Origin of the sequence: Vibrio sp. 99K-1 (genome assembly GCF_013114585.1) — a bacterium.
Taxonomy (GTDB): Bacteria; Pseudomonadota; Gammaproteobacteria; order Enterobacterales; family Vibrionaceae; genus Vibrio; species Vibrio chagasii_B.
In genome coordinates this window covers 198,239-212,677 of record NZ_VTXF01000002.1, presented here as the reverse complement: position 1 = coordinate 212,677, position 14,439 = coordinate 198,239, and the positions used below count along the sequence as shown (strand labels likewise).

Sequence of the window (14,439 nt, the reverse complement as noted above, 5' to 3'; positions counted from 1 at the left end):
AAGCTCCTAAGTGAAGGAGGCCGGTATCCCCCTACTGGCCTCATTTTCGGTCTTAATCTGTCTTAACAAGATTCAGTCTGAATAGCTTACTGCTTAATGTCTTTAGTTAATCATCAGGCATGTGGTTGAGCAGTTAGCTATCTAGATTCAAATATTTATAAGGTCAAAATTATGAAAGCGTTACATTTTGGTGCAGGTAATATCGGTCGTGGTTTCATTGGTAAGCTTCTTGCTGACGCTGGTATGAAGGTTACTTTTGCTGACGTAAATGAAACGGTTGTTAATGCGTTAATTGAACGCCAAGAATACCCAGTGAAGATTGTGGGTGAAGAGTCCGTTGTTGAGATCGTTAAGAACGTGACAGCAGTAAACTCGGCAACAAGCGCAGTGGTCGATTGCATTGCTGAGTCTGACATTGTGACCACGGCGGTTGGTCCAACCGTTCTTAAGATTATCTCTAAGTCTATTGCTCAAGGTATTGAAAAGCGTGCAGCAGCAAACAACACTGCACCAATGAACATCATCGCAGCAGAGAACATGGTTCGTGGTACTAGCCAGCTTAAAGCTGCGGTTTTAGAGCACCTTTCTGATGAAATGAAAGCGTTCACTGAAGCGCATATTGGCTTTGTTGATTCAGCGGTTGACCGTATCGTACCGCCAGCTGAAGCAGGCGAAACAGACCCACTAGCAGTGACGGTTGAGACGTTCAGCGAGTGGATCGTAGACCAAACACAATTTAAAGGTGAGATTCCAAACATCCCAGGTATGGAGTGCACTGACAACCTAATGGCCTTCGTTGAGCGTAAATTGTTCACGCTTAATACAGGTCACTTGGTTACCGCTTACCTTGGCGTGCTAGCGGGTCACGAAACAATCAAAGATGCGATTGAAGATCAAGCGATTTATGCTGAAGTAAAAGCAACCATGGAAGAGAGCGGTGAAGTTCTTATTAAGCGCTACGGCTTTGATCCAGAAGCACACGCGGCTTACATCCTAAAAATTCTAGGTCGTTTTGCTAACCCATTCTTACGTGATGAAGTGGACCGTGTTGGCCGTCAGCCAATTCGCAAGCTGAGCCCACAGGATCGTCTGGTTAAGCCTTTAAACGGTACATTAGAGTATGGTCTACCGAATGCGCACCTTGTAAAAGCAATCGCTGCTGCGTTCCATTACAAGAATGAAGATGACCCTCAAGCGGTTGAACTTCAGGCAATGTTCGCAGAAAAAGGTTTTGCTGAGACATTAACGCATTATTCTGAGCTGAATATCGACTCAGAAGTTGTTAAACTAGCGGAACAAGCTTATCTAGCATTGAAATGATAAATCATCAAAGTGCCACACCTGTGGCACTTTCTTATTGCCGAGCCGTTATGCCAATACATCCTAGTCATGAAACTGAATTACTCGAAGCCTTATCTGAAGCTGAGAGTGCTAGCGCCTGCTTGATGGCAGCTTATGATGCATTGGATGACACGGTGGATGCGGTTTTAAAAAACATCTTTAAGAAAGACGACACGGCGATTAAATTCGTTGTTGAACCGCTACTCAACAGCGGTGGGCCATTAGGCGAGATAATGGTTCGTGGTAAGTTACTCTTGGGTCTTGGGGTTATCAGTAAAGAGCTCTATGACGATTTAGAGGTTTTCGTTACCTTGAAAGAGTGGGCGAAATTACAAGGCGACGACACCAGCTTTACTGAAGTTGACGTGATCTTTGAGCTTAATAAGGTGCACGCGATTCAGCGTATTATGCCTATCGAATACGATGCAGAGATGGTTGAAACCATGTCTGGCCCGATGCTTCAAATGTTCTTAGGGCGACACCATCAGAAAGTGAAGTCGACCATTGTTTTGGCTATCACAGACATTATTAACACCTTATGTCGCGACAACGCCTTGAGTTCTTAGATTTCGTTATTGGGCGCTTTCTTAGCGACACAACAACTCGCGACAACTTGTTTTACCCATCCTAGAATAAATATTGATTGCGGTTTCTGTTATTGAGGAATCGCTTTTTTGTATTCACTCCAACCAACACTTCTTTTGATTTGCGCATGACTTATATGGGAAATGATTCTCTAGATTGTCGTCCGTTCTGACTGCCTAAACTAATAAGCAACTCAGCATATCGACCGCAAATTTCAGGTACAAAAAAAGCCACATGATGTGGCTTTTTGTTCAACAAAACCTGAGATTATAGGTCTTGGATATTTTCAGCTTCTAGCTCTTGGAAGTAGCGTAGAGTCTTAACTTTTAGCTCTTGTTGAGCTGGCTCATCAGCAACGATGATAGCTTTACGGTGCATTTGTAGAGCAGTAACAGTCCACATGTGGTTTACAGAACCTTCGATAGCCATTTGAAGCGCTTGTGCTTTGTTGTGGCCTAGAGAAAGGATCATTACTTCTTCAGAATCTAGAAGAGTAGCAACACCGATAGTTAGTGCGTATTTAGGAACTTGGTTGATGTCGCCATCGAAGAAACGAGAGTTCGCGATACGAGTGTCTTCAGTCAACGTTTTGATACGAGTGCGTGAAGATAGAGAAGAACCTGGTTCGTTGAATGCGATGTGACCGTCGATGCCTACGCCGCCCATGAATAGGTTGATTTTGCCGTATGAACGGATTTTCTCTTCGTATGCTGCACAGTGAGCATCGATGTCTTCAGCTTGACCGTCTAGCAGGTTAATGTTTTCTGCTTGGATATCAACGTGGTTGAAGAAGTTCTCGTGCATGAATGTGCGGTAAGACTCTGGGTGGTTAGGGTCGATGCCAACGTACTCATCCATGTTGAATGTTACAACGTGCTTGAAGCTAACTTCGCCAGCTTTGTAAAGTTCAATTAGCTCAGCGTAAGTAGTTAGAGGTGTGCTACCAGTAGGAAGACCTAGTACAAATGGACGCTCAGCCGTTGGAGCGAACTTGTTGATTGAATCTGCGATATGACGAGCAGCCCATTTACCTACTTTAGCTTTGTTGCTTAATGGAATAAGTCTCATTGATTTTGCCCCTAGAAATTAAATTTTATAGTGTTCTGAAACATTAATTCGCATTATAAAATAAGTTATCGAGTTCTGCTATTGTTTTAGGTCAAGTTTTTACTTTTTTCATCGTATCTGTGACTAGAACTCTCAAAATTGCACAATAATTGTATGGATATTTGGTGGCGTTAAACAAGATTAATACGCTTGTCATATACAGCGATGTTGATTCAATTCAGGCTCTGAAACAGTCGGTCTATTGGCGAGCCTTGTGAGTATAGTTGAGCCTAGAAAAATAATGATGGCAACGTGACACTATCGTGATAAAAGGAAGATTCAGATGGTGAACGATAAACTGGGTTGGGTTAGAAACTCACTCGATTGAGTAATATGAGCGTTTTGTTCACGCTATCGTTATGAATTATCTATAAATATTGGTAAAACTGACTAGGTTAGCTAAACTTACCAATTACGGAGAAAAGGCGAGTTTGAAGTGTAAACCTTGAAGGTAAAAAAAAGCCCAAAGTGATGAGGTATCACTTTGAGCGATTTTACTAATCTTCTAACACTAACTCACTGTCGTATTCTTCCCTAGGCACTTCGCCGCGTTTGCAGCCGTTTAGGGTATGAAAGCGACGGCGTCCACGAGCCAGTTGAATGTACTTCAACCAAACACGCTCTAACTTGGACTTTGCCTTATGAGGGTGAGACAACACTTTAATGAAGTGCTTTTCTTCTGCATTGGTTGGCGTAAGTTCGCCAGTCTCAAGTGCAAGCATAGTGTCACCAAACAAGGTTAGGATTTCCTCTTCTGAAAGAGTAAAATCACCCGACTTAGCGAACCCTCGTGGGAATTTAATGGTGTCATAAAAACGTTTTTTTCCGTGACGGAATTCGGTCTCAGACATATCAGCCTCAGTAATGTGGTTAGATAGAAATTAGTGTTTATTGCTCACGCGAAAATATTGTTAAAAGGCTAAAATAGGAAACAAAACGTTTTTGCCTTTACGATAAACAATCCTAGATCCGCTTGTTAGCAGATTTATTACAGAGATGTATTTGATGGATGTGAAAGTCTTTAGAACCTTTCTTGAGGTTGCAAGGGTGCGCCACTTTGGGCGTGCTGCTGAAAACTTGTATTTAACACAAGCGGCGGTGAGTGCGCGAATCAAACAGCTGGAAGGCTATTTTGATACTCAGTTGTTCATTCGTGACCGCAATAACATAAAGCTCACTTCTTCCGGTGAGCGTTTGATTGGTTACGCTGAGGTGATGGTTTCAACCTTACAGCAGGCCAAGTTTGAGCTGTCATTAGAGAGCGGAAAAGCCTTGCAGTTAACACTGGGTGGCACGCCGAATATTTGGGATGCGTATTTGCAAAACTGTTTGAGCGTCGTGACCGATTCTTTTGGTGGTTACGGCTTTATGGCAGAGGTGATGGGGCGTGAGCAACTGAACCGAAACTTGCTAGAACGTACCTTAGATATGGCTTTCGCTTTTGACCAGATCAAAGCAGAAGAGCTGAACTGTAAAAAAGTCGCTGACTTAGTACTCGTTTTGGTGTCGACACAGCCTGATGATCTGGAATCCGTGTTCCAACATAAATATGTTTATGTCGATTGGGGAACGCGTTTTGGTTCTGAGCACGCAGAGCGTCATCCAAAAGTACCAGCACCGTACTTACGCACTTCTACCGCTCGTATCGCCCTTGATTTCATTTTAGAGAAAGGCGGTAGTGCTTATTTACCTGTTTCTCTTGTTGAACCGTTTATCGAGTCGGGTCAGTTGCATAAGGTGAAAGGGGTGGAAGATTGGTATCGCCCGATTTATCTGAGCTACCGTAAAAACAGCACCTCGGTCGATGCGATCATGCAGGTCGAGAAGTTGGTTAATGAGATCGACCCATCGACAGCGTACACATTGCAACAAGCAGCTGAGCAAGCGCCAGAATAAAGTTACAATCTGCCACCAACTTATAGTGTTGATGAGATAAAAAATGGCTCCCAGTTGGGGAGCCATTTTTTGTTTAAACCAGATATATTCATATTGCCCAATTTAGAGAAAGCTCTAAGTCGGAAAACTGTTTAAGCCTGGTACGCGTATCCCTATTTCTATCGCGTGAGAACACGTAGAGATTTATCAGGACACTTATAGGTTCATTAGGTTTTCAATAGACTCTTCAAGAGAGTGTGACATGTACGAATGGATGGTGTGTCCGTCCGTTGCGTCTATCTCAATTTTAGTAATCCCATGATCCGCTTTTTCTTCAAGAAAGCCAAGTGATTGCTCGACTGATTGACTGGTGAGAACCTGTTGGTTTGATAAAACAATACGACACGTGTGAAGAACCATAGCCTTTTCCTTTTTATATTCGATAGGTCTCTGCATCTTTGGCGTGCTAAGTACCTATCGTTTGACGTTGTGAGAAGATTGACTTCTCTTGATTAAATTTAGTCGAATTGGATAAAAATAAAACCCTTTTTTGTGATTTATCTAACCTTCAGTTCCGAAAGTGGCTAGCGACAGTGGTTATTCACGGTAAACTTTTTGTTATCGGAGCCAAAATTATGGCCAAAGGGAAGAATAGAGTATGTCGAAAAATATCCATCACAACAGTACGTTAACTAATGAGCAGTGCCACTTAGCTCGCTATGCGCGAGACGCGCGTTTTGATGGTATGTTTTTCACTGCGGTAAAAACGACGGGTATTTTCTGTCGCCCTATCTGCCCCGCAACACCACCGAAAGAAGAGAACGTCGAATATTTTTCTCATCAGGCTCAGGCATTAAAAGCAGGCTACCGACCTTGCTTACGCTGTCGACCAGACAGTGCTCCTTTCTCACCAGCATGGAAAGGGGTTGAAACCACTTTTCTTAGAGCGATGCAGCTGATCGATAACGGCGCATTGGGTTCAGGCTCAATCACCGATCTCGCAGAGCGTTTGGGGATATCTGATCGATACTTACGTACCTTGTTCGATACTTATATCGGTGTGTCACCTAAGCAATATAGCCTGTACAGCCAGTTGATGTTTGCCAAGCAGTTACTGCATACCAGCAGTATGAGTATTACGGATGTCGGCTTTGCGAGTGGCTTTAATAGTACGCGTCGTTTCAATGATGCCTTTCAAAAAGAGCTGAAGCTTTCACCCAGTCAGATTCGACGAGCCAAACCTGATGACAGTCTGAGTAATCACGTCCAACTGACTTTTCATGGCCCATTAGATTGGAGTCATTTGCTGGACTTTTATCGACGAAGAATGATTGAGGGAATAGAAGAGGTCGGCGAGGACTATTACCAACGTACGGTTAAGGTGAATGGCTCGAAGGGCTGGTTCAAGGCGACCTTAGTCAAAGATAATAGCTTGGATATTGAGTTTGAGTTGGATGATATCAATCAGCTGCGAAGTTTGATTGCTCATATTCGACGTATGTTCGACCTTGATGTCGACATCGCTAAAGTTGAAGCCTTTTTTGCGACGATAGATACTAACTTAGTCGCCAGAAGTGGCATTCGTATCCCTGGGGTGTGGAGTGCTTGGGAGGCCGGAGTTAGGGCGATCCTCGGTCAGCAAGTTTCGGTCACTGCGGCGATTGGTCAGCTGAACCTGTTGGTTAGAGAGCTGTCTGGTGCAGACGAGGAAACATACTTTCCGACTCCAAAGCAAATAGCTGAGGCGGATTTAAGCTTCTTAAGAATGCCGGGAAGCCGAAAGGAAACCCTAAAACGTTTTGCCGAATACATGGTCGACAACCAAGCCGAGCACCCTTCCAAATGGATTGACCTAAAAGGCATTGGCCCTTGGACCATACAATACGCATTACTTCGTGGCTTGAGTGAGCCGAATCATTTGCTAGTGGGTGATTTAGTGGTGAAGAAGTTTATTGAGCACCGACCGGCTATCAATATAGAGAGTGTTTCACCGTGGGGCAGTTACGCTACGTTCCACTGTTGGAATCAGTCTTAATAAGAGTAACTTGCGAACGTCCGCAATACAAAGTTAGGAGCAATCATGGCGAACCGTTTTACATATTATGACAGCCCGTTAGGTACTGTGACTCTGCAGGCGAATGAGCAAGGCTTACTCGGAGTTTGGTTTGAAACACACACAACGAAACCGGAAGACTTAGGTATACAAGAAGATAGCTTTCCGATTTTCCAATCGGTCAAAGACCAGCTCGATCGTTATTTTGCAGGAGAAGCTATTCAGTTTGATGTACCGATCGCTGCCAAAGGCACTCCGTTTCAGCAATCGGTTTGGCACGCACTTACTACTATTCCTTACGGAGAAACATGGAGCTATGCTCAGTTAGCCGACGCAATCGGTAATCCAAAAGCGGTGCGAGCTGTGGGGTTAGCCAATGGCAAGAACCCGGTATCAGTGATTGTTCCGTGTCATCGAGTTATTGGTAAAAATGGCAAGTTGACGGGCTACGCGGGTGGAGTAGAGCGTAAACAGCGCTTGTTGGCGATTGAGGGAATTGGCCAAGAATAGAGCGCTTGGTTTTTGGGTTAAGTGATGCCTCGCAATGTTGAACTTAGCCTGGGGACCTTAAAAGTGTGACTTTGCAATAAAATCGTCACATTGTGGAAAATACCTATTTGGTTGCATATTCTTTAATCATGTTCTCTAGGCAAGGATGCCCAAATGAATAGTCAAATCCCTTTCTTACTCAGTTGCAGTAGTACGCTGTTACTGACAGGTTGTTTAAGCGACACCAGTCAACCTTTTGAAGTTCCACAGCTGGTTCTATTTAAAGGTATGTATGAAAGTACTGATAACAACAGCTATTTGCTTTTTGAGTCGGGGCAAGTTACTTATCAGGCAACGGATAACACAGTGACACGTAGCTACAGCGTTGAAGACGATTTGATAACCATTGAGCTGAATTCAGGAAGCAGCCGAACGGATTCTGATTTGGTGATGAGAATTCAACGTCAAGGTGAGGTGCTCACTTGCAACCAATGCCCAGCGATGCAATTGAGCAATGTCTGGACACGAGTCGAAACCCCGCAGCAAGAAGGCTCATCTAACTAGAATAACCCACCATTAAGCCATAAGTGAGCCGCGATGCTGACGGCGTAGCCAACCATGATGACTGGCATCCACTTTAAGTGACCAAAGAAGGTGTATTTACCATGCGCCGCGCCCATTAAGGCCACACCAGCAGCACTACCGATCGATAACAAGCTCCCCCCAACTCCAGCGGTTAAGGTGATCAGTAACCAGTTCCCCATCGACATTTGTGGCTCCATCGATAGCACAGCAAACATCACTGGAATGTTATCGACAATCGCAGATAAGATGCCCACCATAATGTTGGCAAAAATTGGGTCCCACTGGCTGTACATCAAAATCGAAGCCAGCTCTAAATATCCGAGCAAGCTCAAACCGCCCACACACATTACCACACCGTAGAAGAACAATAATGTATCCCACTCTGCGTGAGACACTCTTCGAAATACATCAAACGGCACCACAGACCCGAGTCGTTTTAACGCACCTTCGTCATTATTGGCAATCGCCACTGCTTTTTTCTTCGCCAGCGAGTTGGGCAGAGTTTTACGCAAGAAGTATCCGAAGAACTGCAGGTAAGCGAGTCCCATCATCATCCCCATCACTGGAGGGAAGTGCAGCACAGCGTGGAAAGCCACTGCGGTCGCGATAGTCATGATAAATAACAACACAATCCGTCTTGCACCACGCTTGAGTTCAACGTGTTGATGTACTGTGTCGGGCTGGGTGGTGGGTACAAAGTAAGACATGATTACCGCAGGGACTACATAGTTCATTACGGAAGGGATAAATAACGGGAGGAATTCGCTGAAGCTAACATAGCCAGCCTGCCACACCATTAGGGTTGTGATGTCGCCAAATGGACTGAATGCGCCGCCAGCGTTGGCGGCAATAACGATATTCACACAAGCAAGGTTAACGAACTTAGGATTAGAACCCGCTACTTTAAGCACCACGGCGCACATCAGCAGAGCGGTGGTGAGGTTGTCGGCAATGGGAGAAATAAAAAACGCCAGAATGCCGGTTAACCAAAACAGCGAACGAAAATTAAAGCCTTTACCGACCATCCAGGCTTGCAGCGCATCAAACAGTCTTCGTTCTTCCATAGCGCTGATGTAGGTCATGGCGACGAGCAGGAAGAGTAGCAGTTCGGCATATTCCAATAAGTTGTGTTCGAGTGCTTGTTTAGCGACCTCAGTCAGATTGTGTTCTTGGTATGTGAAACCGATGATGATCCAAATCAGACCAGCAGCTAGCAGAACGGGTTTAGATTTTCGGAGTTTTAGATACTCTTCCATCATCACCACGATGTAGGCGACAACGAAAATGGTCAGTGATAGGTAGCCAGCAAATGAGCTAGTGAGCTTGAGTGGTTCTCCCAACTGAGAAGTGGCGGCACTTGCTACCGTAGAAAAAAACAGCAAAGAGAGGACAACAGAAAGCTGGATACCTAGCATGGATTACGCTCCAAAGTTAATAAGTTATTAACACGCGTAAAAGCGTAGACCTAAATAACCACATGGAGTGTGATAGATATCTTAATAATTCAATCGATTACAGGGGATGCAAGAGACTGTGATGCAAACGAAATATGGTCGTGCATGTAGAAGCGGATAAAGAAAAAGCCCTACCGGATTTAGGGCCGATAGAGCTTATTCTGTGTCGCCAATATTATGCAGCATTAAGATCAAACGTCATTGTTTGTTCTGCAGCACATATCTCAACAGGCCAGCCATAGGATTGGTATTCCATCGCAAGTTTGTCCGCAACTACGCGAGATACCGTGGCAGTGATCCACATGCCTTTACCCATTACCTGATATTTGAGTGTTCTCATTTCCATTTTTGTCACCATTTTCCTTCTATATTGGCTGCGCGAAGTCTATAGCACCTCTTGAAGCTGGAATTTCGAATCAAGCTCAAATCCTTTATAAAATGGCTCATGAATTCGGCTTGGATTAAAACTCAATCAGCAGAATGAAAACGGTTGCGCTTTGGAAGAAAAGTCATGATTTAAGTATCTGTATTATAATCAAATAAAATTTTAACTAAAAATTTATGTAAGAGATCTCTCACATTATTATCAGAGATCGGACTATCCAGGTTCTTATCCGTTGGCGCTGATTTTTGTGTCTCTTCTGTATGCTTTCAGTTACGCCATTGCAGCAAAATTTATTTAGTTTTGTATGTGAAATATGAGGATTTTGTCAGTTTATATTTCGATATCTAAACCATAGTCACAGTTTTATATGTTGCCTATCATCTTTAATTTAAACCGATACTCTGTTTGATTTTGGTCATTAACCTTCTTCTCATTAGTTTGCACTATCTATGCGTGTTCTGTTCCATACAAACCAGATGTATAGAGGTCCTTATGACTAATCCAACGAAAACCGATCGTAAAGTCACGATCGGTAGTTACATCGCACTCGCCTTCGCGGTTGTGTTTTTTTCCGGCTTAATGCAGTCCAATGAATGGTATGGCGTATTCGATTTTACGACGCTTAACGGTTCATTTGGTAAAGTCGCTTACGATGTGAGTGAATCCGCCGATGGTATCCAAGCAGCTACCACTTCTTTACGTGGTAAAGGCGGTAGCGGTGCTCGCGACGGTTTCATTTTTGCTTTGACACTTATTCCGACCGTGATGTTTGCTTTGGGTATGATCAACGTACTTGAGCACTACGGTGCACTGGATGCGGCTCGTAAACTGCTTACTCCACTACTTCGTCCTCTTATGGGTATTCCTGGTAACTCAGGCTTGGCACTGATCGCTTCTTTACAAAGTACCGATGCAGGTGCCGCGATGACACGTCAGCTTAAAGATGAAGGGCATCTAACCAAGCGCGAAACCGATGTCTTTACCATGTTCCAATTCACAGCAGGTGCGGCGATCGTTAACTTCTTCTCGTCTGGCGCTGTGCTATTTACTCTAACCGCAATGGACGGTTCTCTCGCGGTAACATCATCTATTGGTCTTGCTGTGGCGGTGATGTTCATCTTTAAGTTTGTCGGCGCGAACCTGTTCCGTATCTACCTCAATATTACTGAAGGTAAAGAAGACAAACCAAAATCAGACAAAGAACAAAAACTGGAAGAGGAAGTAGCATAATGAGCGAAGTAAAAGCAAAGAAACCAATGGTGACTGATATTTTCGTTGAAGGTGCTAAGAAAGGCTGGGTTATTGCGACCACCTCGACAGTGCCAAACGTTCTGATGGCGTTTGTAATCATCAAAGCATTGCAGATTACGGGTGCGTTGGATCTGATGGGCAGTGTGTTTGCTCCAATCATGGCGGTGTTTGGTTTGCCGGGTGAAGCAGCTGCAGTATTGATCGGTGCGTGGATGTCGATGGGCGGTGCAGTGGGTGTGGTCATCACGCTGTTTGACCAAGGTATCTTGAATGGCAATCATATTGCGATCTTAGCGCCAGCTATTTACTTGATGGGCTCACAGGTTCAATACATGGGCCGTATCATGGGACCAATTGGTACTGAAGGCCGTTACATTCCAGTGATGATCGCTATTTCAGTGTTGAATGCGTTTGGTGCGATGTTCCTAATGAACATTATTCTGTAGCCTAGCTTTTGAAGTTTCTTGGGCTTTAGAAAAAGGAAACCCCGTTTGGCTTTCACCAAACGGGGTCTATTCTTTTTGTAGCCATCCTGCTACTGCGCGTTACTTATCTTTCAATAGGTAACTGGTGCTCCCTGCATCGTTCCTTGACGTGGCTAAATCCTTTAACCTATCCAATCCATCGCCTTCCTAGCGGTGTCCTTGCAAACTCATCATCCTGACAAGTGACTCTATCCTAGAGCAATAACTTCCTTGCTGATAACTCATCCTAAGTCATCAAATCTTCATCCTGAAGATACCTAATCCATTAGGCTTTTTCCTGTTCCTGCCAACTCCCTGTCGACACGTATATTAAACACTCTGGAGGCTTCTCCCACAATCTACCTCAAGCAAATAATCTCAAGGCAAAGCTAAGAAAAACTGTGCGGACTCATACAAAACAAGGGCTTGGGTTTGTAATCTAGGATTTTTCTGCGAAGCTTGATTGTAATCTCTTACGTTTGTTGTGAGAGATCTCTTACACATGTGCGGGCGTGAATGCTCTTTGTTTGCTGAATACAGATACGTTGAGGTAGTCCGCCGAATAAACTAACCAGTAGGAAATGATAATGGTTACAGCGTTATATGCTTCGTTGCTCACTTTGGTCATGTTATGGCTTTCTATTGAAGTGATTAAGCAAAGAAGAAAGAATCAAGTGGCACACGCAGATGGTGGTGTTGAATCGTTACAAGTGGCTCGTTCCGCTCAAAGTAATGCTATGGACTATATTCCGATTACCGTGATACTGATGGTGTTGCTCGAGTTCAACGGCGCCAATGTATGGCTGATCCACGTTATTGGTGTTGCTTTTGTTGCTGGTCGTATTATTCATGGGAAAAGCATCCTCGCTCGTAGTCTGAAGGGAAGAAAGCAAGGCATGTATTTGACCTTTGCCAGCATGGTGTCTTTAGTTGTTCTAAACTTGATTTATCTTCCTTTTGATAAGCTTATATAAGGACATGCATGGCGTTACGCCTCCCTCAACCATGGATGATTGTATTAACAGGTTTAGTGCTGAATATTCTGGCTATTGTTGTGTCGAGCCTAGTGCTCGACAAAATGGTGGTTGAACAAGCTCAGTATCGAGAGCGTCAACAGGGCAATGTATACTCGATTCAGTTGGCTTGGAATACGATTGAAACCTTAGAACGTAAGCGTGAATCTATGTTGCTGCACATGGATATCAGTACCTCTTCAAATTCAGCGGTGACACCGGAATTAGAAGAAGCAATGCGTGGTCAGCTTGGTGCGTGGGTCAGTGGCGAAGTCCCAGAGATTACCGTCGAAAACCTTTCTCAGATCATGATGTTGATTAACCAAGCTCAGCAATCACAACGTACACGTATCGATGACTTCTACCTTGATAATCTAACCTTATCTGAACTCCTCCAAGCTCTTGAAGAGCAGATGACCCTCTATAAAAATATTGCGCTCTTTCTTCAGATCTTTGGCTTAGCATTGATCCTTGCGCGTGACCTGGCGAGACGAAATTAACCGTCGCATGCCTTAAGCCAGACCTGATGTCGAGTTATTGGCCCAGGTTAGGGTGCTGTTGCCCTTGGTACTTTGGAAGCTGGTCTTTAAGCTTTTTGAAGGTACTGAATGCGTTGTTAGCTGACAAGCGATTCATTAACCAGTCAGGCAAAATACCACCCGCATTCGCATATGCCGTATAGGTGATGTGGGTCAGGCCATTGGTTAGAGGCTGCAAAACCCATAGCGCATCGACCTCGTTGATTCGAATATACCCCGACTCTTTAGCCATGTAATTGGACGCATCCTTGATGGTTAAGGTGAATTGACCGTCTTCTACTTCATATTTCGAATACGTCACCATATCTCGGTCGCGAGCAGGCCAAGGAGCTTTGAACTGGGTGTAGACGATATTCTCATTGTTAGATATTTGCATTAACACTTCACTGTGCGACACATTGTCGATCCAATTCGGTACGTTATCGCTGTCTTCCAACAATAAGAGAAAGCCTGAATAACTGGTTTCGACCTGCATTTGCGCTCGAACTTCAACAAGACCATTTCCGTGATTACGCTTATGTATAGTGATGCCACCATCACTTTTAACGAACTGCCACGGAGTCGCATAAGAGAGGGATGAAAACAGGCAGAGTCCAAGTACCAAAATCCTAGGTAATATCATTATTCTTCCATGAAATGAAAAGCTTATCTGCCATGAGTATAGAATAAAAATAGGTTGGATTCGCGTCGTAAGATGCTGCGTATTGAATATGGTTACTATGATATTGGGAAAAACGGAAGACAGAGGGTCTTCCGTTTATAGACAGGGAGTGCAGTGGCAATTTATCTAGAGCTTATAGGCTTCGACAGTTTTGATTGTCGTCCAGTTGTTGTTGGCGTCTTGGATGAACTCTTGTGTGTTCTCCAACCAACGTTTTTGCACTGACTTGTCTAAGTTCAGGTACAACTTTCCATCTTCTACTTTCCAAGCTAAAGGGTCGGTTTCGAACTTCTTACCCATTGCCACACCAAAGGCGCAGTAACCACCGTACTGAGGCGCATAGGCTTGTGGATCTTCGCGGAATTGGTCTCGGTTTTCACTGCTTACAAACTGATAAATGGCATTTTTGTACGTAGCTGTGAACTCTGGCGTGCCTTTCACTGGCCCTTTACTGTCGAAATAAGCAACCGGGTCGTAGCCTTTAATCGCGAGGTCGTTACTATCAACGCTCATATCAAGGTCAGCTGCCATTAGTGAAAAGCTCGCGCCTAGTAACGCGGCTGTAAGAGTGATTTTTTGACTGGTCGATTTTAAATGTGACATATCAAGTTCCTTGTCAGTATTAGTTAACTTGTAT

At 44.1% G+C, this 14,439-nt stretch carries 17 protein-coding genes; 10 read left to right on the top strand and 7 right to left on the bottom strand.

What is annotated here, in order from left to right:
• Nucleotides 1–171: 171 nt before the first annotated feature.
• Entirely contained in the window at nt 172–1,320 is a 1,149-nt protein-coding gene (locus F0228_RS02860) for a mannitol-1-phosphate 5-dehydrogenase (RefSeq protein ID WP_171761868.1), read from the top strand.
• Between the two features lie 50 nt (nt 1,321–1,370).
• Entirely contained in the window at nt 1,371–1,907 is a 537-nt protein-coding gene (locus F0228_RS02855; RefSeq protein ID WP_193777311.1) for an MltR family transcriptional regulator, read from the top strand.
• A gap of 286 nt (nt 1,908–2,193) precedes the next feature.
• Here the strand turns inward: F0228_RS02855 and nagB are convergent, their stop codons facing one another.
• Together nagB and F0228_RS02845 are read right to left on the bottom strand one after the other, a co-directional pair.
• A complete protein-coding gene (gene nagB, locus F0228_RS02850; protein ID WP_008216780.1) occupies nt 2,194–2,994 on the bottom strand; it encodes a glucosamine-6-phosphate deaminase in 801 nt (266 codons plus the stop codon).
• A 536-nt stretch (nt 2,995–3,530) separates the two neighbouring features.
• Nucleotides 3,531–3,884, bottom strand: a complete 354-nt coding sequence (locus F0228_RS02845) for a DUF413 domain-containing protein (RefSeq protein WP_008216779.1) — start codon at nt 3,882–3,884, stop codon at nt 3,531–3,533.
• Nucleotides 3,885–4,038: 154 nt separating this feature from the next.
• On the opposite strand from F0228_RS02845, the gene F0228_RS02840 reads away from it, so the two are divergent.
• On the top strand, nt 4,039–4,929 hold the full coding sequence (locus F0228_RS02840) for a LysR family transcriptional regulator (RefSeq protein WP_008216778.1): 891 nt from the start codon (nt 4,039–4,041) through the stop codon (nt 4,927–4,929).
• 195 nt (nt 4,930–5,124) lie between these two features.
• Here F0228_RS02840 and F0228_RS02835 read toward each other — a convergent pair whose 3' ends face one another.
• Nucleotides 5,125–5,328 (bottom strand): hypothetical protein, encoded by a 204-nt coding sequence (locus tag F0228_RS02835; RefSeq protein WP_008216777.1) that lies wholly within the window; start codon nt 5,326–5,328, stop codon nt 5,125–5,127.
• Between the two features lie 238 nt (nt 5,329–5,566).
• Here F0228_RS02835 and F0228_RS02830 point away from each other — a divergent pair, with 238 nt between their 5' ends.
• The 3 genes from F0228_RS02830 to F0228_RS02820 all read left to right on the top strand — a co-directional run bounded on the left by F0228_RS02830 (nt 5,567) and on the right by F0228_RS02820 (nt 8,014).
• Entirely contained in the window at nt 5,567–6,943 is a 1,377-nt protein-coding gene (locus F0228_RS02830; protein ID WP_105058690.1) for an AlkA N-terminal domain-containing protein, read from the top strand.
• Between the two features lie 45 nt (nt 6,944–6,988).
• Nucleotides 6,989–7,471 (top strand): methylated-DNA--[protein]-cysteine S-methyltransferase, encoded by a 483-nt coding sequence (locus tag F0228_RS02825; protein ID WP_105058691.1) that lies wholly within the window; start codon nt 6,989–6,991, stop codon nt 7,469–7,471.
• Between the two features lie 153 nt (nt 7,472–7,624).
• Nucleotides 7,625–8,014: a hypothetical protein gene (locus F0228_RS02820; RefSeq protein WP_061032913.1), complete on the top strand. Its 390-nt coding sequence runs from the start codon at nt 7,625–7,627 to the stop codon at nt 8,012–8,014.
• Here F0228_RS02820 and nhaD read toward each other — a convergent pair.
• Nucleotides 8,011–9,450: a sodium:proton antiporter NhaD gene (gene nhaD / locus F0228_RS02815; RefSeq protein ID WP_061032914.1), complete on the bottom strand. Its 1,440-nt coding sequence runs from the start codon at nt 9,448–9,450 to the stop codon at nt 8,011–8,013. The genes F0228_RS02820 and nhaD overlap by 4 nt on opposite strands.
• A gap of 214 nt (nt 9,451–9,664) precedes the next feature.
• A complete protein-coding gene (locus tag F0228_RS02810) occupies nt 9,665–9,835 on the bottom strand; it encodes a hypothetical protein (RefSeq protein WP_171730350.1) in 171 nt (56 codons plus the stop codon).
• A 531-nt stretch (nt 9,836–10,366) separates the two neighbouring features.
• Between F0228_RS02810 and F0228_RS02805 the strand changes: the two genes are divergently transcribed.
• The 4 genes from F0228_RS02805 to F0228_RS02790 all read left to right on the top strand — a co-directional run bounded on the left by F0228_RS02805 (nt 10,367) and on the right by F0228_RS02790 (nt 13,102).
• A complete protein-coding gene (locus F0228_RS02805; protein ID WP_004737022.1) occupies nt 10,367–11,104 on the top strand; it encodes a nucleoside recognition domain-containing protein in 738 nt (245 codons plus the stop codon).
• Nucleotides 11,104–11,571: a YjiG family protein gene (locus F0228_RS02800; protein WP_004737023.1), complete on the top strand. Its 468-nt coding sequence runs from the start codon at nt 11,104–11,106 to the stop codon at nt 11,569–11,571. The genes F0228_RS02805 and F0228_RS02800 overlap by 1 nt, the downstream gene beginning before the upstream one ends.
• A 605-nt stretch (nt 11,572–12,176) precedes the next feature.
• Nucleotides 12,177–12,563, top strand: a complete 387-nt coding sequence (locus F0228_RS02795) for an MAPEG family protein (RefSeq protein ID WP_105058693.1) — start codon at nt 12,177–12,179, stop codon at nt 12,561–12,563.
• 8 nt (nt 12,564–12,571) lie between these two features.
• Nucleotides 12,572–13,102: a DNA mismatch repair protein gene (locus tag F0228_RS02790; RefSeq protein ID WP_105058694.1), complete on the top strand. Its 531-nt coding sequence runs from the start codon at nt 12,572–12,574 to the stop codon at nt 13,100–13,102.
• Nucleotides 13,103–13,136: 34 nt separating this feature from the next.
• On the opposite strand, the gene F0228_RS02785 is transcribed toward F0228_RS02790, so the two are convergent.
• Both F0228_RS02785 and F0228_RS02780 read right to left on the bottom strand, forming a co-directional pair.
• Entirely contained in the window at nt 13,137–13,763 is a 627-nt protein-coding gene (locus F0228_RS02785; protein WP_105058695.1) for an START domain-containing protein, read from the bottom strand.
• 165 nt (nt 13,764–13,928) lie between these two features.
• Nucleotides 13,929–14,405, bottom strand: a complete 477-nt coding sequence (locus F0228_RS02780; RefSeq protein WP_061032918.1) for a YHS domain-containing (seleno)protein — start codon at nt 14,403–14,405, stop codon at nt 13,929–13,931.
• Nucleotides 14,406–14,439: the final 34 nt, after the last annotated feature.

Bases quoted from the DNA above. Each gene is read 5' to 3' on its own strand.
- F0228_RS02830 (WP_105058690.1), top strand. From the start codon at position 5,567: ATGTCGAAAAATATCCATCACAACAGTACGTTAACTAATGAGCAGTGC.
- F0228_RS02780 (WP_061032918.1), bottom strand. From the start codon at position 14,405: ATGTCACATTTAAAATCGACCAGTCAAAAAATCACTCTTACAGCCGCG.
- nagB (WP_008216780.1), bottom strand. From the start codon at position 2,994: ATGAGACTTATTCCATTAAGCAACAAAGCTAAAGTAGGTAAATGGGCT.
- F0228_RS02800 (WP_004737023.1), top strand. From the start codon at position 11,104: ATGAGCGAAGTAAAAGCAAAGAAACCAATGGTGACTGATATTTTCGTT.
- nhaD (WP_061032914.1), bottom strand. From the start codon at position 9,450: ATGCTAGGTATCCAGCTTTCTGTTGTCCTCTCTTTGCTGTTTTTTTCT.
- F0228_RS02845 (WP_008216779.1), bottom strand. From the start codon at position 3,884: ATGTCTGAGACCGAATTCCGTCACGGAAAAAAACGTTTTTATGACACC.
- F0228_RS02825 (WP_105058691.1), top strand. From the start codon at position 6,989: ATGGCGAACCGTTTTACATATTATGACAGCCCGTTAGGTACTGTGACT.
- F0228_RS02835 (WP_008216777.1), bottom strand. From the start codon at position 5,328: ATGGTTCTTCACACGTGTCGTATTGTTTTATCAAACCAACAGGTTCTC.
- F0228_RS02840 (WP_008216778.1), top strand. From the start codon at position 4,039: ATGGATGTGAAAGTCTTTAGAACCTTTCTTGAGGTTGCAAGGGTGCGC.
- F0228_RS02810 (WP_171730350.1), bottom strand. From the start codon at position 9,835: ATGGAAATGAGAACACTCAAATATCAGGTAATGGGTAAAGGCATGTGG.
- F0228_RS02785 (WP_105058695.1), bottom strand. From the start codon at position 13,763: ATGATATTACCTAGGATTTTGGTACTTGGACTCTGCCTGTTTTCATCC.
- F0228_RS02820 (WP_061032913.1), top strand. From the start codon at position 7,625: ATGAATAGTCAAATCCCTTTCTTACTCAGTTGCAGTAGTACGCTGTTA.
- F0228_RS02855 (WP_193777311.1), top strand. From the start codon at position 1,371: ATGCCAATACATCCTAGTCATGAAACTGAATTACTCGAAGCCTTATCT.
- F0228_RS02860 (WP_171761868.1), top strand. From the start codon at position 172: ATGAAAGCGTTACATTTTGGTGCAGGTAATATCGGTCGTGGTTTCATT.
- F0228_RS02790 (WP_105058694.1), top strand. From the start codon at position 12,572: ATGGCGTTACGCCTCCCTCAACCATGGATGATTGTATTAACAGGTTTA.
- F0228_RS02805 (WP_004737022.1), top strand. From the start codon at position 10,367: ATGACTAATCCAACGAAAACCGATCGTAAAGTCACGATCGGTAGTTAC.
- F0228_RS02795 (WP_105058693.1), top strand. From the start codon at position 12,177: ATGGTTACAGCGTTATATGCTTCGTTGCTCACTTTGGTCATGTTATGG.